General features: G+C 69.8%; 18 protein-coding genes and 2 pseudogenes. 9 read left to right on the plus strand and 11 right to left on the minus strand.

Going from position 1 to position 20,312, the window contains the following annotated elements; translation table 11 throughout:
* Nucleotides 1-124: 124 nt before the first annotated feature.
* Together ACFXPL_RS35240 and ACFXPL_RS35245 are read right to left on the minus strand one after the other, a co-directional pair.
* Entirely contained in the window at nucleotides 125-1,654 is a 1,530-nt protein-coding gene (locus ACFXPL_RS35240; RefSeq protein WP_384927245.1) for an MFS transporter, read from the minus strand.
* Between the two features lie 605 nt (nucleotides 1,655-2,259).
* Entirely contained in the window at nucleotides 2,260-3,312 is a 1,053-nt protein-coding gene (locus ACFXPL_RS35245; RefSeq protein WP_384927246.1) for a DEAD/DEAH box helicase, read from the minus strand.
* Between the two features lie 202 nt (nucleotides 3,313-3,514).
* Between ACFXPL_RS35245 and ACFXPL_RS35250 the strand changes: the two genes are divergently transcribed.
* Both ACFXPL_RS35250 and ACFXPL_RS35255 read left to right on the plus strand, forming a co-directional pair.
* Entirely contained in the window at nucleotides 3,515-3,892 is a 378-nt protein-coding gene (locus ACFXPL_RS35250) for a hypothetical protein (RefSeq protein WP_384927247.1), read from the plus strand.
* 324 nt (nucleotides 3,893-4,216) lie between these two features.
* Nucleotides 4,217-4,981, plus strand: a complete 765-nt coding sequence (locus ACFXPL_RS35255; protein WP_384927248.1) for an ATP-grasp domain-containing protein — start codon at nucleotides 4,217-4,219, stop codon at nucleotides 4,979-4,981.
* A 90-nt stretch (nucleotides 4,982-5,071) separates the two neighbouring features.
* Here ACFXPL_RS35255 and ACFXPL_RS35260 read toward each other — a convergent pair.
* The 5 genes and pseudogenes from ACFXPL_RS35260 to ACFXPL_RS35280 all read right to left on the minus strand — a co-directional run.
* Nucleotides 5,072-5,541 (minus strand): annotated as a pseudogene (locus tag ACFXPL_RS35260) (response regulator transcription factor); the annotation flags it as partial.
* Nucleotides 5,542-5,548: 7 nt separating this feature from the next.
* The gene (locus ACFXPL_RS35265) at nucleotides 5,549-5,722 is read right to left on the minus strand and encodes a hypothetical protein (RefSeq protein ID WP_384927249.1); all 174 of its coding nucleotides are present in this window, start codon (nucleotides 5,720-5,722) and stop codon (nucleotides 5,549-5,551) included.
* Between the two features lie 375 nt (nucleotides 5,723-6,097).
* Entirely contained in the window at nucleotides 6,098-6,841 is a 744-nt protein-coding gene (locus tag ACFXPL_RS35270) for a DUF3093 family protein (protein WP_384927250.1), read from the minus strand.
* On the minus strand, nucleotides 6,744-7,394 hold the full coding sequence (locus ACFXPL_RS35275) for a DsbA family protein (protein ID WP_384927261.1): 651 nt from the start codon (nucleotides 7,392-7,394) through the stop codon (nucleotides 6,744-6,746). Before ACFXPL_RS35275 ends, ACFXPL_RS35270 begins: the two co-directional genes overlap by 98 nt.
* Before the next feature lie 574 nt (nucleotides 7,395-7,968).
* On the minus strand, nucleotides 7,969-8,637 hold the full coding sequence (locus ACFXPL_RS35280; RefSeq protein WP_384927251.1) for a hypothetical protein: 669 nt from the start codon (nucleotides 8,635-8,637) through the stop codon (nucleotides 7,969-7,971).
* Nucleotides 8,638-10,554: 1,917 nt separating this feature from the next.
* Here ACFXPL_RS35280 and ACFXPL_RS35285 point away from each other — a divergent pair.
* The 3 genes from ACFXPL_RS35285 to map all read left to right on the plus strand — a co-directional run bounded on the left by ACFXPL_RS35285 (nucleotide 10,555) and on the right by map (nucleotide 14,218).
* Nucleotides 10,555-11,721: a PLP-dependent cysteine synthase family protein gene (locus tag ACFXPL_RS35285; RefSeq protein ID WP_384927252.1), complete on the plus strand. Its 1,167-nt coding sequence runs from the start codon at nucleotides 10,555-10,557 to the stop codon at nucleotides 11,719-11,721.
* Nucleotides 11,718-13,016, plus strand: a complete 1,299-nt coding sequence (locus ACFXPL_RS35290; protein WP_384927253.1) for an MFS transporter — start codon at nucleotides 11,718-11,720, stop codon at nucleotides 13,014-13,016. The genes ACFXPL_RS35285 and ACFXPL_RS35290 overlap by 4 nt, the downstream gene beginning before the upstream one ends.
* A gap of 419 nt (nucleotides 13,017-13,435) precedes the next feature.
* Nucleotides 13,436-14,218: a type I methionyl aminopeptidase gene (gene map / locus ACFXPL_RS35295; RefSeq protein WP_384927254.1), complete on the plus strand. Its 783-nt coding sequence runs from the start codon at nucleotides 13,436-13,438 to the stop codon at nucleotides 14,216-14,218.
* 217 nt (nucleotides 14,219-14,435) lie between these two features.
* Here map and ACFXPL_RS35300 read toward each other — a convergent pair whose 3' ends face one another.
* The 4 genes and pseudogenes from ACFXPL_RS35300 to ACFXPL_RS35315 form a co-directional block, all read right to left on the minus strand.
* Nucleotides 14,436-15,581: an RNA polymerase sigma factor gene (locus tag ACFXPL_RS35300; RefSeq protein WP_384927262.1), complete on the minus strand. Its 1,146-nt coding sequence runs from the start codon at nucleotides 15,579-15,581 to the stop codon at nucleotides 14,436-14,438.
* An 8-nt stretch (nucleotides 15,582-15,589) separates the two neighbouring features.
* Nucleotides 15,590-15,997, minus strand: a complete 408-nt coding sequence (locus ACFXPL_RS35305) for a YciI family protein (protein WP_384927255.1) — start codon at nucleotides 15,995-15,997, stop codon at nucleotides 15,590-15,592.
* A gap of 128 nt (nucleotides 15,998-16,125) precedes the next feature.
* Nucleotides 16,126-16,328: pseudogene (locus ACFXPL_RS35310) on the minus strand (Tn3 family transposase); the annotation flags it as partial.
* 165 nt (nucleotides 16,329-16,493) lie between these two features.
* Nucleotides 16,494-17,120, minus strand: coding sequence for a TetR/AcrR family transcriptional regulator (locus ACFXPL_RS35315; RefSeq protein WP_384927256.1), 627 nt, complete (start codon nucleotides 17,118-17,120; stop codon nucleotides 16,494-16,496).
* A 129-nt stretch (nucleotides 17,121-17,249) separates the two neighbouring features.
* Between ACFXPL_RS35315 and ACFXPL_RS35320 the strand changes: the two genes are divergently transcribed.
* From ACFXPL_RS35320 to ACFXPL_RS35335, 4 genes are all read left to right on the plus strand, one after another.
* Nucleotides 17,250-18,701 (plus strand): amidase, encoded by a 1,452-nt coding sequence (locus ACFXPL_RS35320; protein WP_384927257.1) that lies wholly within the window; start codon nucleotides 17,250-17,252, stop codon nucleotides 18,699-18,701.
* A 38-nt stretch (nucleotides 18,702-18,739) separates the two neighbouring features.
* The gene (locus ACFXPL_RS35325; RefSeq protein WP_384927258.1) at nucleotides 18,740-19,198 is read left to right on the plus strand and encodes a hypothetical protein; all 459 of its coding nucleotides are present in this window, start codon (nucleotides 18,740-18,742) and stop codon (nucleotides 19,196-19,198) included.
* Between the two features lie 322 nt (nucleotides 19,199-19,520).
* Entirely contained in the window at nucleotides 19,521-19,691 is a 171-nt protein-coding gene (locus ACFXPL_RS35330) for a DUF5670 family protein (protein WP_384927259.1), read from the plus strand.
* A gap of 241 nt (nucleotides 19,692-19,932) precedes the next feature.
* The gene (locus tag ACFXPL_RS35335) at nucleotides 19,933-20,283 is read left to right on the plus strand and encodes a PRC-barrel domain-containing protein (protein ID WP_384927260.1); all 351 of its coding nucleotides are present in this window, start codon (nucleotides 19,933-19,935) and stop codon (nucleotides 20,281-20,283) included.
* Nucleotides 20,284-20,312: the final 29 nt, after the last annotated feature.

Here is a 20,312-nt window from a genome sequence, read left to right on the forward strand (position 1 = left end):
CTGGGCGTGTGCTGACCCGGGGAGCCCGGGCACCGGCCCGCCGCGCCCGGCCGGGGGGGGGGGGGCGGGCGGCCCCCCCCCCCCCCCCACGCCGGTTTGTCGTGGTGGTGCTTGGTGTGGGGCGTCAGCCCATGTGGACCGGGGCGGCACCGTCGGTGTGTCGCTGCTTACCGGCGTTGATGGCCCAGGCTGTGACGCCGGCGCCGGCCAGGAACAAGGCCCCGGCGGCGACGAAGGCCATCGTGTAGCCGTGGGTCAGCGCATCCCCTGCCTTCGATACGAGGGCGAAGTCCTTGGCGGCCAGACCTCGGTAGAGGGCGCCGGCCGCCTCGGGCATTTTGTCGTTGGCGGCAGAGGTGGAGATGGTCGACAGGGCGGCGAGGCCCAGGGCGCCGCCGATCTGCTGGGCGGTGTTGAGCAGCGCGGAGGCGACACCGGTGTCCTGGTGGGCGACGCCGTTGACCGCTCCGAGCGTCATCGGGACGAAGCTCATGCCCAGGCCGAGGGAGGTGACGAACATCGCCGGCATGAGGTGCGAGGCGTAGGAGGAGTCGGATTCCAGGGTGGCGAACCAGAACATCCCCGTGGCCGCGAGCAGCAGGCCCGGTCCGGCGATCAACCGGGGCGCGAAGTGGGTGAGGAGCTTGGAGCTGATGCCTGCCGCGGCGGCCATGCCGAAGCTGAAGGGGAGGTAGGCGAAGCCGGTCTTGATGGGGCTGTAGCCGAGGATCAGCTGCATGTAGAGGGTCAGGAAGTAGAAGAAGGCGAACATGCCGGAGCCGATGAACAGCATGGTGGCGTAGCTGCCCCACCGGTTGCGGTCCTTGAACAGGCGCAGGGGCATCATCGGGTCCGTGGTGCGGGCCTGCAGGAGCAGGAAAGAGATCAGCAGGACGGCCGCGGCGGCGAAGGAGGTCATGGTGATGCTGTTCGTCCAGCCGTGTTCACCGCCGCGCGTGATGCCGTAGACCAGGGCGATCAGGCCGCTGGTTCCGGTGATCGCGCCGGGGACGTCCAGGCGGCCGGGGTGTCGTTCGGCCTCGACCAGGGTGCGGGTGCCGGCGAGAACGGCCAGGCCGATGGGGATGTTGACGAAGAACACCCAGCGCCAGTCCAGTACGTCGGTGAGGACACCGCCGAGCAGCAGACCGACGGTGGCACCGAGACCGCCCATGGCGGCGTACACGGCCATTGCCTTGTTGCGCGGCTTGCCGGCCGGGAACGTGGTGGTGATCAGTGCCAGGGCGCTGGGCGCGGCGAGTGCCGCACCGACGCCCTGCAGGATGCGTGCTCCGAGCAGCAGGCCGTCGTTCGGGGCGAGTCCGCCGAGCAGGGAGGCGATCGTGAAGACGGCGATGCCCACCTGGAACATCTTCCGTCGGCCGAACAGGTCACCGGCCTTGCCGCCGAGCAGGAGCAGGCCGCCGAAGGCCAGCGCGTAGGAGTTGACGATCCACGCCAGGTTCGCGTCGGACACGCCGAGGTCGGTCTGGATGGCGGGCAGGGCGATATTGGTGATCGTGGCGTCGAGGACGACCATCAGTTGGGCCGCTGCGATCACGCAAAGGGCCAGGCCGAGATGGCGGCCTCTGGCTGAGGGTCCGGACGTATCCGGCCCTGCGGAGGTGACAGCAGTCACGCTCTCAACAGACATGGTTCGAATGCTCCAAGGAGTGGACTGGAAACAATTCCCTCACATCACGAAACATGAATGCAGAACATGCATCATGATCGAGGGAAGAGGGAGTGAACGGAGTCCGATGAAACGGGACACTCGCCGTGAAACCCGGGTTCAGAGGGCCGATATGGCCCGTGATCCGAACCCGGGAGGAGGCTTCACCCTAACATTCTTTCGTCGTTGAACGTGCAGAGAGAATCGAATCTTCGATGTCGTCAATATCGCGCTTGACGAATCTGCCGGGAGTGTGGGCACAGATCTCTGGAAAACTGCGGATTCTATTTGCGTTTTCCGTCGAAGTGTGGGCACGGGAAAGTGCGAGTGCGCAGACGGCGTTATCCATCGTGCTTCCGTAAGCTCCGTGACGGTGGGGGCGGCCGCGGTCAGGCGCCCGTGACGTCTTTGAGGTCAGCGCGTAGCCGGAGGACGCTGTGGTGGGTGCGCAGGTCGCGCGAGTTCGTACAGACCGGCGCCCCTCGCCATCCGCCCTACGGTTTGGGCGAGTTGGGCCCAGAGGCCGATGGTGCGGGTACGGGTACGGGTGGCTGGGTCGGTGTGGCGGTTGGCTCGCACGTGCTCGGCTACGCCCGTGAACTGGCGCTGGGCGTGCAGAAGGGTGGATCGGTCGCCTTCCTCGACGTCATCGAGCCGGCGGATGGCATCGACAGTGGCGCTGACGGCATCGGTGACGGCGGGCGTGACAACAAGGTCGTGTGCCGTTGCGTTCGGAGCGGTGCCGTGATCAGCGTGGCGGGTCGGCCGTCCGCGACCGTCGGATCGTAGGTGTGGGTGACCGGCCGGACTGCCAGGTCCGGACTCCGAGCGCGCACACTGCCGACGGGCTCGGCGGGTACGGTCACCTGCTCGGCGTCCGCGTACAGTCGGCCCGGATGGACGGGCGCCGGCAGCGCGTAGGCCCCGCCCTTTCGCCCGGCACTCTCCAGGTACGCCTCTACCGGACCGGAAGCCGTCTGCCCGGTAAGAGTGGCGGAGAGCAGCACCACGGGCACCCGCATCGCCCCGAGCCACGTCAGCAGGCGCAGGAGCAGCGCGTGGGTGAAGGCGTCGTAGGAGTGGGCCTCGTCGATGATCACGGTCTTACCGGACAGCCCCGTCTGCCGCAGGGCGTTGTGCTTCAGCGGCAGGACGCCGAGCAGGGCCTGGCCGATCGTGCCGACGCTGATCGGCGCGAGCAGTCCACGCCCGCGCGAGCGCAGCCAACGGCCTGAAGGTTCCGCGTATCCCTGGTACAGCTCTGCGGCTCCGTGCAGCAGCGTCAACTGGGCCGGGTCCGCGAGGTTGTGTGTGGCGAAGCGCACGACCCGTTCGTACATCTGGTTCGCGGTGGCCTGCGTGGGAAGGGCGAGGAACAGGCCGCTGCTGCCGTACGTCGCGGTCATCACCATCGCCGCGTACAGCGCCGCCTCGGTCTTGCCCTCACCGGGGGGAGCCGTCACCAGCAGCACACCGGGACCGTGTTCCGCGTCGACGGCGAGGGGGAGGCGGGACTGAAGGCTTGCCTGGAGCGGATAGGGAGTCCTGATCTCGGGGAACAGCCCCTCGGAGGACCGTTCGTGGAAGGCAGCGTGGCCGAGTCCGGCCTCGGAGAGCAGGCGGGGCCGAACATCAGGCAACTGGCGTTCCGGGTTCCCAACGCCAGAGGGGCGATCGAGGCTCAGCCCAAGTCCCTCAGCGCGGGGCTCGGCCAGTACGACGGGAGCGACAACGGCTACGTCAACTACTGCTTCGGCATTCTGCGAGTGGGTGGGGTCGACATACTCGCGGGCAGGGGCGGGTCGGCGAGACCCGCCCGCATGGTGAGGGGGTTGGGGACTGATGCTGGACGGGGAAGAGCACTGGAACGCGGTGCTGGCCGAGATCCTGCTGAGCCGGAAGATCGGTGTGATCCACGCGAAGCTCGTGGGTGATCTGATCTCGGTCACCGCTCAGCTGGACATGGCCGCCGCGCGGATCCGCCGACCGGCCCTCGCGCTGGACGAGATCATCGAGTACGACGAGAAGATCGGTCCGCTGGAGGAGGCGTACAAGGAGGCTTGGCAGGCTGTGCAGGCCGCGCCCGACAGGGAACGGCGTTGGCCCGAGCAGAGGAGGCTCACGGCCGCGTTGACGGCCGCGGTCGAGGGCGTCGCCGACTTCGCCCGTCAGCAGGGCGTCGAGGTGAGGCTCCACCGCTTCGGCGACTCCGGGGCGTAGACCCACGGGGCTCGGGGCAATCCCTCGCCCCGAGCCCCGTGAGCCGCGTTTCGAGTGCGTGTTTCCTGTGCGAGCGGGGGTGAACCGGAGTTCCGGCGGGCACCGGGGCAGGACGTCATGTGCTTCTGCCGGCGTTCGCCGGAAAGTGCTCAGGCGGGTACACGCGAACGTGCACAGCTCCCTGTCCTGCGCCTACCGTCACGGCGCCCGGTGGATTTCTGGTGTCGAAACGTGCAATGGAGCGGTTGGCTGCCCCTGCGAGCGGGGGCGGAGGGCCCAATATCGGGTGGATCGACCGCTGGTCGTGAGCGATGCTTTGTATTTGTGACTCTCGTTCTGCCACCTCGCCTTACCACCTCCGCGCAGGCTTTGCGTGACGCCGCTCGCCGGCGCGGCCTGTCGACAGTGCAACTGCCTACGTATGCCGTACCAGCCGATGTGCGTGCCCAGCATCTACATGCCGGGCCTGGCTTCGCGGACATTGCGGCACCCGCTCTGAACATCGCCCTGCTGCAGGCCCCCGAGGACTGGCTGGCCCGTCTGCCCCGGGAGTACACCGGGCGCGAGATCAGCTTCGGGCCGATCCGCGAGGCTTACAGGCTGCGTCGGCCAGCGTTCATCAAGTCTCCCAACGACAAGCAGATACCGGCAATGATCTACACCGACGGGTCACGGCTGCCCGGCCCGGACGCGGTGGATCCGCACACACCGGTGCTGATCAGCGACGTGGTGGAGTTCGCCGCCGAGTACCGGCTGTATCTGCTCAATGGAACAGTGCACACCGGGAGTCAGTACGCACAGCACGGGCGGCTGAGTCTTGGGCCACTGCACAAGGACGCGGCCGCCTTCGGAGCGGAACTGCTCGCCGAGTGCCGGGACACGTTGCCCTCCGCCATCGTCGTGGACGTGGGAACGGCGGATGGGGATTGGTCGGTGATCGAAGCCAACGCCGCATGGGCAAGCGGCGTGTATACCGCTGACCCGCAGCGGGCCTTGGACGTTGTCCTCCAAGCCGCTGGGCCGGCCGAAGCCGTCACACCCCGCGACCACCGATTTCTCCGCGTTCCCAACCCGTTCGCCAGGGAATGAGATCGCGGGCCGGACGGCGCACTCCAGCAGGCGGCGACGCCCAGTGGGCTGCTACTGAGCCCAGCGCACGTTCGGTTGTGCCTACCTGGCGTTGACCTGGTGGCGGGCGGCGGAGCGCCGACCGGCCAGAGCGCCCGCGCCCGTAGCAGCGAGGTGCGCGATGACCCGGGCCGCGACCTTCGGTGACAGGTAGGCGGCGCCTTCGGCCACCGCACGGACTCCGGTGATCAGTTCCTCTGGCTCGCCCGACTTGATCAGGAAGCCTGCTGCACCGCCGCCGAGCGCCTTGAGGATGTAGTCGTCCTCACCGAAGGTCGTGAGCATGATGATGCTCGTGGCCGGCACTGTGTTGCGGATTCCGTGGCGGCGTCGATGCCGTTGATTCCCGGCATGCGGATATCGAGTACCGCCACTGGGGGACGACGGCGCTGGACCAGTTCCACGGCGTCGTGCCCGTCGACGGCTTCGGCGACGACTTCGATATCCGGATCCGTGGCAAGAACGGCGCGTACCCCTGCGCGGAGCATCGGCTCGTCGTCGGCGATCAGCACCCGGATCACCGAACGCTCACGGGGTGATCGTGCCCAGGGACACCAGGGTGTCCTTCCGGAAGCAGAGCTGATAGGCGTCGCCGGACCGGTCGGCCGTCATCGCGTGGTACTCGCACGTTATGCCGTCTCCCGCCGGCTCGGCAGTCAGCGGTCGATAGTTCGTCTGCCGGTCCGGCAGGAAACGCTCCACCTCGGAACGATCTTGCCCTGTATGAAGGCGGGCACAGTCGCGTGGGTCCAGGACCGACTGTGACGCCGACATCATCTCCCGGCCCATGAGGGCTCCGCTCAGCAAGGCTCCCGTCACGAGCGGCGCCATGACCGCGGCGACCAGAGCCCGGCCGACCCGGCGCCGAGCGCGGCGATGTTCCCGCGGCAACTCGTCACCGCGAGCGGCGAGGGAATCTTGCCCAGCCCGCTCCAGGGGATCGCCCCGATGATCAGGCCGCGGAGGAGGAGGGAGGCGACGCCGAGGGTCGTGGACCGACGACAACGACGCGCGGAACCGGGGCACGCGAGCCCAGCATGATCCAAACGAGAGGCTCCGGGGGGTAGCTCGTTCGAGTCAGTCACGGATGCCGATCGCCTCGGCCGGCCGCTCGGGCGCGCGGGTGGACAGGTAGAGGTACGGCGTGGGGTCCTCGGGGTCGATGTTCTCGACGCGTACGGCCGTGGTGATGTAGCCGCGCATGACCATGAAGGCGCGCGGATCCGCCTTGTACGTACGCCAGGCCCGAGCGTCCTCGCCGGTGAGCACCGTCGCCGCACCCAGGGTGGCGAGGGGGACCCGGGCGTCGTCGACGACCAGCAGGTCGTGGGTGACCCTGATACGTACCGATCCCTGCTTGCTGACGAAGAGACCGGCCAGGCCGGCCCCGGCCAGCAGGCCGATGAACGAAGCGGCGCCCCCGTACGGGAGGAAGACCAGTGCGAAGGCCAGGCCGAAGAGAGCGGCGATGGCCCACCAGGTTTTCGGTGCTGTCGGGCGCTCGTCGAAGACGGGTGGCTTGCTGCTGGTCACGGTGGTCACCTTGTCGTACGCGTCGGGAGAGGGCCGGCCGTCCGCGTCTTCCGCGGGGCCGGTTCTCAGGCCGGCTTCTACGAGGCCGCAGTGGGAGTGGCCGCACACGATGATGTCGGGCACCTCCAATTCCTCCACGGCGTGGCCGATCGTCCGGCTCCTTGGGGTACGGGTGCGGCCACCGTCACGGTCACGACAGCCGGTCGCTGATGAGCGCTTCGAACTCCTCCTTGGATGCCGGGGAGACACGTTCTCCGTCGAGGAAGAAGGTCGGTGTGCCCTGCACACCCAGGCCCAGCCCGTCGCGCTGGTCCGCCCGCACCCGTGCCGCCGTCGCCGGATCCTTCAGTGCCGCGTCGAATGTCCGCATGTCCAGGCCGAGTTGCTCCGCATAACCCCGGAAGACGGTTTCCTTCGATTCCTTGGCTTCGCCCCACTGGGCCTGGGTGGTGAAGAGCTTGCCGTACATCTGCTCGAACTTGCCCTGCTGGGCGGCGGCTTCGGCGGTACGGGCGGCGAGCTCGCCGTTACGGTGGCCGGGCATCGGGAAGTAGCGGGCGACGAAGGTGACACGGTCCTGGTACTTCTCGCGGAGTTCCTCCACAACCGGGTACACGGCCCCGCACGCCTCGCACTCGAAGTCCAGGAACTCCACGACGGTCAGCTCGGACCGTTCGGGCCGGGTGAGGCGATGGCTCGACTCACGTACGGTCAGGGCCACGGCGGCAGGCTCGGCGTCCACGGAGCCGCGCGGCTGGTCGGGGGAGAACAGCAGGAAGGAACCGAGGGCGGCGCCGAACGCGGCCACCATCACCACGGCGATGTAAAGGTGCTTCTTCATGATTCCCCGGTCTGTCGGGTGCGGACGGAGGTCGAGGCGGGTGTTGGGGGGACGGGGCGGGGACGCCCGGCCCGCGGTCGGCTGAGGCAGTTCCACCCGCCGGCGGCCGATCAGGGCGGACGAGTTCAGCAGGGAGAAGTTGAACCAGGAGTGGAACGGCATCGTCAGACGCGGTGCGAGCGGGACGACCCGACCCGCGACCTCTGGCGCGCCGGACATGGCGGCCGCGCTGTCGGATGTGCCGTCCGGCGTGGTGCCTGATGCGGTGACGGCGGCCTTGGCGTACCTCTGCGTCATCGCGTCGCTGAAGGTCGGCGTGACGCGTTCGGGTGGCCGGCCGAGTGTGGCCGCACGTGCCGGGCTGCGGGAGACCAGCTCGGTGCGGGCGGCCGCTTGCGGAGTCGTGGCGGCGAGCACACCTGCCGCGACCACGGGTATGCCAAGGCTGGGTACGGCCACGCTGGCGGCACGCCAGTTGGTGACGGGCATGTCATGGGCTCTCTGTGTCCCCCGGCGGTCAGGCCGCCGGGACGATAGGACCCGGCGAGCCGAGCGGGTCCCACCGTCGTGCCCGTCAGGGCAGGCAGGGACCGCCGGTCGGTGTCGGCCGGTGAAGGGCGAACGGAGCGAGTCCACGAGGTGGAGGAGCCCTGCCCGGGTTCAGTCGCGCCAGTACGGCCGACTTCAGGGGCGAGCTGCTTTCCTGGATTCCGGACGCCGGGCCCTGCCGGTGAGTGGCAGCCGACGGCGGCCGGATGAACAGCAGCAGGTGTCCTACGGCCATCAGCAACGCCCGGCTCTGCCGGAGCAGCTGTTCCGTGACCCCCAGCAGTCGGACACCGATGGCCAGCGTCACCAGATGCCCGGCCAGCGGCACACCGGCGGGCGGCCCCGCGACCGCGCCGTGCTCGACGGCAGCGGGCAGACCACCAAGGGGCAGGGCTTCTCCCGCTACCGCTCGGCAGGCGCCCGGCAGCGAGTACGCGGCATGACAGGCCACTTGGGTGGCCGCGAGGGCGCCGAGCACCTGCGCGTCGGTCAACCGATGACGCGTCAGTGCCACCGCGCCGGGGACGGCCACGGCGGCGACCCCGGCCACGATGACCACGCGGGGCACATGCCCCTGCGACAGCGCGTGTCCGGCCAGCGGCAGCAGCACACACAGCACCGCGAGCACCGACGCACGCAGCCCGCGCAACACCCCGGTCGCCGGGGAGGCGGATCGTGCCGGACCGAGTTGCATGTGTCGCGAGCTTTCGACATGTACGTCCTCGGGACGCACGGGACAGGAGATACGGCGCGGAGTGCTTCCCCGCGCCTCCTGAAAGCGTATCCACCGACGCTCAAGCGGTGCAGCCACCCCAGTGGTTCCACCAACTGGCGAAGCGGCTCGTCCCACGCACGGATCAACTGCGTGGGCGGCGCGGTGGCACTGTGCGGCACCCACGTCGGCGTCGGCGCGGCCGAGAGATGCGGGACCGCCAATCGCACCTACCGTCTGAAGACGAGCACCCCCGTCTTCTCCGACGGGCTCGCCCCGCGCGTCGCGCGCCCGCGGAACCGTGGAGAAGACCAGAGGCGATCAGGCCCGCGGTCGATGTCCTCGCCGGCCGGACGCGGATGATCAAACAGATGAACGCTCCTCTCCGCGTGAGCAGACGCAAGGATCCGGACAATGGCGCGGCAGACGGAGCCGAGCGTTCAACCGGCCGTGTCAACGCCAGAGCGTTGCCTCAAAAGGCCTGTTGCCTTCTGCGAATGGCTGGGTGGCCGGATCGACGTGGAGCGCGTCCTCGGTGCGGCGTGATTCGCGAATGGCTTGTTCACGCAGTGTTCGCGATGTTCTTGCCATTGTGACGAGGGGCAGCGGCTAGGATCACGGCGTGATGACAGCCAGGTCGCCTTTCAGCACATGGCGGAGCCGCCTACCAGCTGCTCCGCTGCGTCTGCTGGGACTGGCTCTGATCCTTTTCGGTGTGTTGTACACGCACGCGGCGAGTCCCGAAGGAACGCTGGGGCATCTCGCTTCGTCCGACGGCGTCGCGGCCCCGGCCGACGGTTCTGCAGGCTTCACCGAGATTCCACAGTTCGCGAGTGCTACGTGTTACCTCGGTGACACCGACCCGCCGGGTGGCCATCACGGCGGCCACGGGCAGCACCACGCACTCCAGGAGTGCGCACTCGGCCAGCCCCCGCAGGGGCCTGGAACGGGTATGCCGGGCCCATCGACGCTGAGCTCGGCGGTGGAAGACGCCGTGCCTCATGTCGCGCACGGACACATCTCCGTGGTGTGGGGCTCGGTTCCCGCACCACATGCGGCAGAGACTTCCGTTCTGCGTATCTAGGGCCGGATCCCCACCCGGTCGGTCTTTCGCCGAGACGTGGCGGAGCGGCACGAAGCCGCACTCACGTCTCTCCCGAACGATCGGGTCATGGCGTCCGGCCTCCCCCGCGCTGTTCTGTGCGCGGTGAGGGAAGGTCCGACGGCTCGTCACGCCGCCCTCTCATCCCTGCCCTGCCGTAGCCGATCCGGCACGGGCAGCCGCCGCGCGGAGGATCTGTGCCGCCCTGCTCCGCCACCTCGTTCGACCGCCCGCGGGCGATTCCGTCCTTACGGCCCCGGCTTCTGCCGCGGGTCGGGGAGTTCTGGAAGCGACGACTCTTATGGACCGCCCTGAGCGCCCTGCTCCTTGCCACCGTGCAGTGCGCAGCCGACGCGCCCCATCGGGCGAACCTCTCCCCAGCGGGCGCGGACGGTGTGTCGCGTTCCCTCTCCACCCTCCAGAAGAACCCCGGTAGTTACGTCGCCGTCGGATCCCGGGTGCCCGACGGCTGCTCCGTCCCCAACACCGGCCGCGCCGGGGTCAAGCCGCTGCCCTTCCGCGCCCCGCCCTGCGCGGCCACCGGTGCCGCCGCCCGCGCGGCCTGGCCGCTCATCGCTGAACATCTCGGTGCTCTCCGGAGCTGGATACCGACCGGCGGCCGAACCGTACTGGCCGCCCTGTGCAGATGGCTGATCTAGGGCCTCTCGGAGCGGCCATCGCGGTCCTCCGCAGCCGACCCGCCGCGCCCGCTCCCCTCACGAGCGCCGCGCGAGACGAGGTCCCCGCACCGCCCCGCACCGCCCCACGCAGCTTCTCCAGCGAATGAGAGCGAAGAGATGTACTCACCGACCCACTCCCCGAGCCCTTCCTCGGCCCACCCGCCCCTCACGAGCGACTTCACGCCCGCGAGCGCGACCCTGCCGGGGCTCGTCGGCAACACACCCCTCCTGCGGGTGTCCCAGCCGTTCGCCGCGCCGGGCCGCGGTTTCTGGGCGAAGCTCGAAGGCTTCAACCCCGGCGGCATCAAGGACCGCCCCGGACTCCACATGGTCGAACGGGCCCGCGCCCGCGGTGAGTTGCTGCCCGGCCGCCCCATCATCGAGTCGACCAGCGGCACGCTCGGCCTGGGCCTCGCACTGGCCGGAATGGTCTACGGCCACCCGGTCACGCTCGTCACCGATCCGGGCCTCGAACCGTCCATGATCCGGCTCCTGGCCGCCTACGGCGCCACCGTGGACCTGGTGCCGCGCCCTCACCCCACCGGCGGCTGGCAGCAGGCCCGCCGCGACCGCGTCGCCGAACTGCTCGCGCAGCACCCCGGCTCCTGGAGCCCCGATCAGTACAACAACCCGGACAACGTCGCCGCGTACACCCCGCTCGCCCTCGAACTCGCCTCCCAGGTGGGCCACATCGATGTCCTCGTGTGCAGTGTCGGCACGGGAGGGCACTCGGCGGGCATCTCCCGCGTCCTTCGCCAGCTCTACCCCGCGATGCGCCTGGTGGGCGTGGACACCGTCGGCTCGACCATCTTCGGCCAGCCGGCCCGGTCCAGGCTGATGCGCGGGCTCGGATCGAGCATCCACCCGCGCAACGTCGCGTACGAGAACTTCAGCGAGGTGCACTGGGTGGCCCCCGCCGAATCGGTCTGGGCCTGCCGGAAACTGGCCGCCTCGCACTACGCCACGGGCGGCTGGAGCGTCGGCGCCGTCGCGCTGGTCGCCGGCTGGCTCGCCCGTACGCTCGCCGGGGACACGCGGATCGTCGCGGTCTTCCCCGACGGTCCGCAGCGCTATCTGGAGACGGTCTACGACGACGCCTACTGCGCGGGACACGGGCTGCTCGGTGTCTCCCCGGCTCCCGACCCCGAGGTGGTGGGGCGGTCCGACGAGAAGGAGGTCACCCGCTGGACCCGCTGCACCACGGTGGTCGACCCGATCGCTCCGCCCGCGGCGCGGCCCGTCGGCGAAGAGGGCGCCTCGCGTACCGAAGGCGGTACCCGGTGAAGGGAACGCTCGCACAGGTCCGGTCGTACGAACGGAGCGTGCAACTGCTGATGGCGAACCAGTTCACCATCAACCTCGGCTTCTACATGCTGATGCCGTATCTGGCCCAGCACCTGTCCGGAACCCTCGGGCTGGCCGGCTGGCTGGTCGGGTTCGTCCTGGGGGTACGCAACTTCAGCCAGCAGGGCATGTTCCTCATCGGCGGCACCCTCGCCGACCGGTTCGGCTACAAACCCCTGATCGTCGCCGGATGCGTGCTGCGCACCGCCGGCTTCGCCATGTTGGGGCTGATCGACTCGCTACCGGCGCTGCTCGTCGCCTCGGCGGCCATCGGCTTCGCGGGAGCGTTGTTCAACCCGGCCGTACGGGCCTATCTCGCCGCCGACGCGGGCGAACGCCGCGTCGAGGCATTCGCGCTGTTCAACGTCTTCTACCAGGCGGGGATCCTGCTCGGCCCGTTGGTGGGAATGTTGCTGACGGGCGTGGACTTCCGGATCACCTGCCTCGTCTCGGCGACGATCTTCGCTCTGCTGAGCGTCGTGCAGATCCGGGCGCTCCCCGCGCGCGGGGCCGACAAGGACGGGGACGCCGAGGCGGGTGAGCGGGAAAGCGTGCTGTCCCAGTGGCGGAGCGTGGTGCGTAACCGGGCCTTCCTGCTCTTCTCCACGGCCATGATCGGTTCGTACGTCCTGTCGTTCCAGGTCTATCTGGCGCTGCCGCTGGAGGTGCGCCGTCTGGGCGACGGGGGTGAGATCGAGACCGTGGCGGTGGCGCTGCTCTTCGCGGCGTCCGGCCTGGCCACGATCTTCGGGCAGACCAGGGTGACCGCCTGGTGCAGGCGGAGCCTCGCGCCGGGACAGGCCCTGGCCTGGGGGTTGTTGAGCATGGGGCTGGCGTTCGTGCCCCTGCTCGCGTCCACCGCCGTGCCGGTGCCCGACGGAGGGGCCGGGCGGTGGCTGCTCGCCGCCGTGCCGCCGATGCTGGCCGCGCTGCTGCTGGCGCTGGGCACGATGATCGCGTACCCCTTCGAGATGGACACCATTGTCCGGCTCTCGGGCAACCGGCTCGTCGCCACCCACTACGGCCTCTACAACACCATCTGTGGCATCGGCATCACGGTGGGCAACCTGCTCACCGGGGCCTCCCTCGACGCGGCCCGCGAGGCCGGTGTGTCAGCGCTGCCCTGGCTGGTGCTCCTCGCCCTTGGCCTGGCCTGCTCCGGATCCCTCTACGCGCTCCACCGGACCGGCCGTCTGGCCCCCACCTCTCCTGAAGCCCAGCCCGCCACGGCCTGAGTGAACCCGCCCTCGGGGCGGGGCGTGCGGTGCCCACGTGCTTCGCCCTCACCGTCCGACACCGGCCGGACCCCCCTGATCCGCCTGATTCACCCGTCGGTCCTGCGGGATGAGACCGCCCGGTGGGGCGTGTTGCCGGTGCCCGTCCTCAACACCGGAGTGCCGTCGTTCACGTAGCTGCTGTTCCCGCACCTGCGGCCCGCCCTGGAGTGTCCGGCGCTGTCCGCCGCGCTGACGTCCGCGTCGTTCGCCGCCCTGGTCCTCACGCCGCTCGTCGGCACCGGGCCCGGGCGGCACCCGCCGAGGTGCTGTCCGCGTTCGACCTCTGCGGGTTTGAGCGGCAACCTGAGCACGGCTCCGATTCTCATACCGGTATAGTACGGCCGGTATAGTTATTGGTTGCGTGAGAAGGACGCCACATGATCGAGATCCTGAACCCCACCCTGCTGGCCCGAGCGAAGGGCACAGGTGCCCTGGTCGCTGACATCCTGCAGACGCTGAAGGGCCGTAGCACGGTTGGCACGAACCTTCTGGACATCGACCGGTGGGCCAAGGCCATGATCGTCGAGGCGGGGGCGCTGTCCTGTTACGTCGACTACGAGCCCTCCTTCGGACGCGGCCCGTTCGGCCACTACATCTGCACGGCCGTCAACGACGCCGTGCTCCACGGACGGCCGCACGACTACACGCTTGCCGACGGCGATCTGCTGACACTCGACCTCGCCGTCTCCAAAGGCGGAGTCGCCGCGGACGCGGCCATCAGCTTCATCGTGGGCGACACGGAGCACCCGGAGAGCGTCGCGATGATCAGTGCGACCGAACGCGCGCTGGCCGCGGGGATCGCCGCCGCCGGGCCCGGGGCCCGCATCGGCGACATCTCCCATGCCATCGGCACGGTCCTCAGCCAGGCGGGGTACCCGATCAACACCGAGTTCGGAGGTCATGGCATCGGATCGACGATGCACCAGGACCCGCACGTTTCGAACAACGGACGGCCTGGCCGTGGCTACAAACTGCGTCCTGGGCTGCTGTTGGCACTGGAGCCGTGGGTCATGGCGGACACCGCGCAACTCGTCACCGATGCCGACGGGTGGACGCTCCGAAGTGCGACAGGCTGCCGGACGGCACACAGTGAGCACACGATCGCCATCACCGACGACGGAGCCGAAATCCTCACCTTGTCGAAGCAGGCACAGCCGTGAGGTACCCGGAGGAGCTCTGAAGGAGGCCGGCGCGCCCCATCGCGCCGCAGCCGTCGCGCTCCACCGCGCCGCAGCCGGCGGGCGCACGTACGCGGCGGTGGAGCCGGCCAGGCCGCAGGCGTCGCGACGGTAGCGCCTGCCCTACCTTGAGGTGGGGTGCGAACGCTCCGGCCACGGGGGTGCGCCCGCGGTCGCGGGGGAGTACGGGCGCGTCCCGTCAGCCGCATCGGCGGGCGTTGAGCCGGGCGGCCTGGCGCGTCAGGTGGTCGCGCTCGGCGAGGTTGGGTGCCTTGTGGGCCGCCTCGGCGTACAGCCGTGCCGCCGCCACCAGGTCGCCGTCGCGCTCGTGGAGGTACGCCGCCACCGCGGCGTAGCGAGGCAGTGAGGCGTCCAGCGCGGCGAGCGCCACCAGGCCGGCGTGCGGTCCGTCGGCCTCCCCGACGGCGACCGCGCGGTTGAGCCGGACGACCGGGCTGCCGGTCAGACGCGCGAGCTCGTCGTACCACTCGACGATCTGCGCCCAGTCGGTCTCCTCTGCGGTGGGCGCGTCGGCGTGGAGTGCCGCGATGGCTGCCTGGGCCTGGAACTCGCCCAGCCGGTCGCGGGCGAGAGCCGCCTGCAGGATCCCGACGCCCTCGGCGATCGACGCGGTGTCCCACCGGCCGCGGTCCTGTTCGGCGAGCGGCACCAGGCTCCCGTCGGGCGCGGTCCTGGCGGCACGCCGGGCGTGGTGGAGCAGCATGAGAGCGAGCAGCCCGGCCACCTCCGGGTGGTCGATCGCCGCCGTGAGACGCCGGGTGAGCCGGATGGCCTCGGCGGCGAGGTCGACGTCGCCGGAGTAGCCCTCGTTGAAGACGAGGTAGAGGACGCGCAGCACGGTGGCGACATCGCCGGGCCGGTCGAAGCGCACGCCGGAGACGGTGCGCTTGGCCCGGCTGATGCGCTGCGCCATGGTCGCCTCGGGCACCAGGTAGGCCTCGGCGATCTGGCGGGTGGTCAGCCCGCCGACGGCGCGCAGCGTGAGCGCGACCGCCGATGCCGGGGTCAGCGACGGGTGGGCGCACAGGAAGTAGAGCTGGAGTGTGTCGTCCACCGCGGGCGCCGGCCCGGGCGCCGGCTCCTCCTCGACGCGGTCCTCACGCCGGCGGCGGGCGGTGTCGGCGCGCCGCGCGTCGAGGAACTTGCGCCAGGCCACGGTGACCAGCCAGCCCTTGGGATCGCGCGGCCGGTCGGCCGCCCAGACCCGGAGCGCCTCGACCAGAGCGTCCTGCACGGCGTCCTCGGCCGCAGCGAAGTCGGCCCCGCGGCGGACGAGGACGGTGAGCACGCCCGGCGTGAGGCTCCTGAGCCGGACCTCGTCCATCGGTGACGTCACTCCGTGATGGTGGGCGGCGCGGTCAGGAACGGACGCACCTCCAGCCACTCGTGGATCGGCCTGCCGCCCGCCCCGGGGGCGGCCGACAGCTCCCCGGCCAGCTCGACGGCGCGCTCGTAGCCGTCGACGTCGATGATCATCCAGCCGGCGATGAGGTCCTTGGTCTCCGCGAACGGTCCGTCGGTGACCGGCGGGCGCCCCTCACCGTCGTAGCGGACCCACGCTCCCTCGGGGGCGAGCGCCTGACCGTCGACGAACTCGCCCGTCTTCTCCAGCCGGGCCGCGAAGTCGTTCATGTACCGCATGTGCGCCGAGATCTCTTCCTGGCTCCACCGGTCCATCGGCACGTCGTTGACCGGAGCAGGGGCGCCGCGGTAGTGCTTCAGCAGCAGGTACTTGGCCATGGTGGCTCTCCTCGGTGTTCGTGCGGTCCATTGTGGCCGCGTTCACCCCTGGGACGGAGCCGGACGCGGGTTCTCGACATCGGCGTCCGATTTTTTTTGAGCCGGCCCTCGCCCGGGCCCTCGCCCGGGCCCTCGCGGTGCGTCTGCCGGATCTGCCCCCGGCCACCGTGGCAGATCGTACGGACGAGGCCGTGGCGGGACTCCCGCACGGTGAACTGCCGGTTCAACCAGACGCATGGTCCTTTCGATGCGGCAGTACGGGGTGAACGCCTGCCCCAGCGGGGTGGGGCAGGCGTTCACGGCCGAACAGCCGCAGCAGGTCGTAGGCGCGGTCTCCTGTTCGCCCCGCCGCTCGGCGAGGACGGCCGCCGGCTCTGCGCGCACCGCACCCCGAACTCGCCACCTTCGGCGACGGGTTGACCGGCACCGGCTGGGACGGCACAGCCGGGGGCTGAACCACGCGGCGGCAGCGCGCTCCGGCCTCCCTCGACCACTGTCAGTCGGTGGCCGCCCGGGACTTGCCGGGGGGCGGCGGGGGCCGGTCGATGATCCCTTCGACGATTCTCATCAGCCGGTCCCCCACCTGATCGACGCTTCCGATCTGCGTGCTGACCTGTGCGCCTTCGAGTACGAAGGTGATCTCTGCCGCGGTCTGTCCGGGGTCGGGCAGGCCGGCCCCGGCGCACATACCGACCAGCCTGCGCATCTGGTGGGCCTTGTGCTTCTCGATCACTTGCCGTGCGGGATGGGAGCGGTCGGGCAGCTCGGCGATGGAGTTGATGAACGGGCAGCCCCGGTGCGAGATCGCCGGCAGCCCTTCGGCGATGAAGCGGGCCAGGCCCAGGATCTGCTCCCTGGGCCGACCGGGGTGTTCGGCCTCGACCCGGTCGAAGGCTGCCCGGTAGTCGGCGGCGACGATCCGCAGCCACTCCGCGACCAGCGCGTCCTTGGTTTCGAAGTGCCGGTAGATGGCCATCTTGGTCGTCTCGGCCCTCTCGGCGATCGCCTGGACGCCGACCCGCCGGATCCCGTCGCTCCGGAAGAGCTCTTCCGCCGCATCGAGGATGCGCTCGCGGGGCGGCAGTTTCGCCACCCTGCTCGGCCTGCTGGCGGTCGATGCCATGACTGCTCCGTGACTCGTCCGGTCGGGTGCGGGTCTCTCACCTCCTGCTACGGTACCAGTCCGTTCCGAGCGATACCGTTGGGTATCGTTCGGTACTCGAAGGTATCGCGTTCTTTGTGGGGAGTGGCAGTGCGCATCAGTGAATACGTCAGGTATGACGCGGTCGGGCTCGCGGAGCTGGTGGACCGGGGCGAGGTCACCCCCGCCGAACTGGAAGCAGCAGCGCGCGAGGCCGCGCGGACGGTCAATCCGCGGATCAACGCCATCGTGGAGACATGGCCGGCCGACGACGGGCCCGCCCCCGGCAGCGCGCCGCTGGCCGGGGTCCCTTTCCTGATCAAGGACATCGCCGTCTCCATGGCCGGGCGGCGGATGGAGCTGGGCAGCCGTCTCGCGGCGGGCAACGTCGCCGGCGCCGACTCCGCCCTGATGCGGCGCTTCCGGAGGGCCGGCCTCGTGACGTTCGGGCGTACCGCGACACCGGAGTTGGCATACAGCACCACGACGGAATCAGTGCTGTACGGCGCGACTCGCAACCCGTGGGACCTCAAGCGGAGCGCGGGCGGATCCAGCGGGGGCGCGGGCGCGGCTGTCGCTGCCGGGGTGGTTCCGCTGGCGCACGCCACCGACGCCGCGGGCTCGATCCGTATTCCTGCCGCCTACAACGGCCTCTTCGGGCTGAAGCCCACCCGTGGCCGGGTCTCCGTGGGCCCGTACTTCGACGAGGTCTTCAACGGCCTGGCCGTGCAGGGCAGCGTCAGCCGCACCGTACGGGACAGTGCGGCCCTGCTCGACCAGATCCGCGGCCCGGAGCCGGGCGACCCCTACTTCGCCCAGGAGCCGCCCCGGCCGTACGCGGAGGAAGTCACCCGCCACCCCGGCTCGCTGCGGATCGGTGTCCTCGCCCAGGCATGGGGCGGACGCCGCACCACCGCACCCGTGGCCGACGCGCTCTCCCGCACCGTGCGGCTGCTCGAATCCCTCGGCCACCAGGTGGAGGAGGTCGAGGTCGGCCTCGGGGCCGACTGGGAGGAGTTCCTGTTGGCCGGCGCCCGTCAATGGGCGGCGAATCTCACGGCCCAGGTCGACGAGCTCGCCGGCGCCTTCGGCCGGCCCATCGACTCCTCGACACTTGAACCGCCCATCCTTGCCAGCTATCGCTACGGACAGCGGGTCACCGGCGCCCAGTTCGTCACCGCTCTCGCCATCCGGAACCGGATCGCCCGGAGCCTGGCACGGTACTTCGCCGCCCACGACATGCTGCTCACCCCGACCCTGCCGGAGCTTCCCATCCCCTTGGGTACCCATGCCGAGGGCGCGGAGGCGCTGGACGGCCTGGGCTGGCTTCGCCGCCTCTTCGACCACTCGCCGTTCACCGCGGCGTTCAACGTGTCGGGCACGCCCGCCATGTCCGTGCCCGTGACGGCCGACGCCGGCACGGGGCTCCCGGTCGGCATGCAGTTCGCCGCGGGTTACGGGCTCGAAGGCAGCCTCTTCCGTCTCGCGGGCCAACTCGAACGGGCAAACCCCTGGTCGGGCAGAATCCCCATGGTGTGGGCGGGGAACCACACGGGCCACTGAGGAGTGTTCCTGGAGAGCCGGGAGTGAGGAAGATGGTCATGGCGACGTGGGGACTCGTCCTGGAGATGACGGTTGGCCTGGGGGAGCGCAAACACACCGAGGCCCATGTGATGGCGCACGTGGAGGGTGAACGGGGGTTGGCGCTGGCGGAGTTGGAGAGACGGGCGCGTGCGTACACGCCGGAGCACCCCAGGAGCCCCAAGCGGCGCCGCCTCTTCCGCGACGGTGATGGATTCCTGCTGGTCGTCGACGGCGCGTGGCAGTCCCACGCCACCCGCTTCTCGGCTGTCGAACTCCTGGATGACACCGACCGTCCCGTACCTCCGGAACGGGTCGCCGATGAGCCCGTCGCGGAGGCGCCGCCGGCCGAGCCGCCGAGGCCGAAGGTCCCGTCGCCGTCGCCGTCGCCGTCGGTGGTGGTGGCGACGGCGGTGGAGTGCGACGAGGACGGCGTGCCGGTGAAACCGGCCTGGCTGGGACGTACCGACCTGCCGTGAGAGGACTTGCTGTCGCGGCCCGGCCCGCGGCGCCGCTCGCGTGATTCCTCCGCCCTGCGTCGGTGGGCCGGGCCCACGGGGTCGGACACGTCGGATCGCGGGTGGAGGTGTGCGTACGGGTACTCAGGTGGCTGTCGCGCTCGGTGCCGTGTACCACTGGTTCGCCGGTCGTTCGCGGCATGGTGCCGGTGCCGGTAACGCCTGAGGGCGAGTGCTGGACGAGGCCCGTGGGCCATGCCCCGGAAAGCGGGCAAGAAACACATGAAAAAATGTGTGTGGGGGAAAATGCGCGGGGCATGCGGTGTTTCGGAGGTTGATAACTATGGTTCCCCTGCTTCTCGTCCTGCTGCTGGCCCTGGTTCTTTTCGGTGCGGGCTTCGCACTCAAGGCCCTGTGGATTATCGCGGTCATCGTGCTGGTTCTCTGGGCGCTCGGCTTCGTCATGCGTTCCGCCGGAACCGGCGGAAAGCGTGGCCGGTGGTATCGCTGGTAGGCGTCGGTATTGCCGGTAGGCCCCGGTAGGGCGGGCAATCGATCGATGCCCAGGTGGGGCCCGGACGCTCGGCGTCCGGGCCCCACGCTCATGAGCGGGGAACATCGGAACGTGGTTCCCCGCGGTTTTTCGAGCTGGTTGCGTGAAGCGCGAGAACCGGGGCACAGGAGTCGGAGAGAAATAGTCACCGGAATTACCGGAGGCTGCTCTTGAACGAACAACTTTGAAGGAGCCGTATTTTATGAGTGACATCTGGGGCTACCAGCCGACGACCGGCCACACCGCGGGAAACACCCTGACCGGGTACAAGGTGGAGGCGACCGACGGAAGTATCGGCAAGGTCGACAAGCAGTCCGACGAGGTCGGTTCTTCCTATCTGGTCGTGGACACCGGAGTCTGGATCTTCGGAAAGCATGTCCTGCTGCCCGCCGGTACCGTCAGCCGTGTCGACACGGCCGAAGAGAAGATCTACGTCGATGCCACCAAGGCGGAGATCAAGGACGCACCCGAGTTCGACAAGGACAAGCACATCGGCGACACGGGCTATCACGGACAGGTGGGCGAACACTATGGCCGCCACCGTCGTGTCTGAGCGTGCGCATCCGCGGGTGGGGTCAGCCG

Source organism: Streptomyces sp. NPDC059092 (assembly GCF_042756365.1).
Classification (GTDB): Bacteria; Actinomycetota; Actinomycetes; order Streptomycetales; family Streptomycetaceae; genus Streptomyces.

What these genes read in the sequence shown, in the direction of transcription:
- ACFXPL_RS35240 (WP_384927245.1), bottom strand. Translation starts at nt 1,654, where the DNA reads ATGTCTGTTGAGAGCGTGACTGCTGTCACCTCCGCAGGGCCGGATACG.
- ACFXPL_RS35250 (WP_384927247.1), top strand. Translation starts at nt 3,515, where the DNA reads ATGCTGGACGGGGAAGAGCACTGGAACGCGGTGCTGGCCGAGATCCTG.
- ACFXPL_RS35275 (WP_384927261.1), bottom strand. Translation starts at nt 7,394, where the DNA reads ATGAAGAAGCACCTTTACATCGCCGTGGTGATGGTGGCCGCGTTCGGC.
- ACFXPL_RS35280 (WP_384927251.1), bottom strand. Translation starts at nt 8,637, where the DNA reads ATGCAACTCGGTCCGGCACGATCCGCCTCCCCGGCGACCGGGGTGTTG.
- ACFXPL_RS35285 (WP_384927252.1), top strand. Translation starts at nt 10,555, where the DNA reads ATGTACTCACCGACCCACTCCCCGAGCCCTTCCTCGGCCCACCCGCCC.
- map (WP_384927254.1), top strand. Translation starts at nt 13,436, where the DNA reads ATGATCGAGATCCTGAACCCCACCCTGCTGGCCCGAGCGAAGGGCACA.
- ACFXPL_RS35300 (WP_384927262.1), bottom strand. Translation starts at nt 15,581, where the DNA reads ATGGACGAGGTCCGGCTCAGGAGCCTCACGCCGGGCGTGCTCACCGTC.
- ACFXPL_RS35305 (WP_384927255.1), bottom strand. Translation starts at nt 15,997, where the DNA reads ATGGCCAAGTACCTGCTGCTGAAGCACTACCGCGGCGCCCCTGCTCCG.
- ACFXPL_RS35315 (WP_384927256.1), bottom strand. Translation starts at nt 17,120, where the DNA reads ATGGCATCGACCGCCAGCAGGCCGAGCAGGGTGGCGAAACTGCCGCCC.
- ACFXPL_RS35325 (WP_384927258.1), top strand. Translation starts at nt 18,740, where the DNA reads ATGGCGACGTGGGGACTCGTCCTGGAGATGACGGTTGGCCTGGGGGAG.
- ACFXPL_RS35330 (WP_384927259.1), top strand. Translation starts at nt 19,521, where the DNA reads ATGGTTCCCCTGCTTCTCGTCCTGCTGCTGGCCCTGGTTCTTTTCGGT.
- ACFXPL_RS35335 (WP_384927260.1), top strand. Translation starts at nt 19,933, where the DNA reads ATGAGTGACATCTGGGGCTACCAGCCGACGACCGGCCACACCGCGGGA.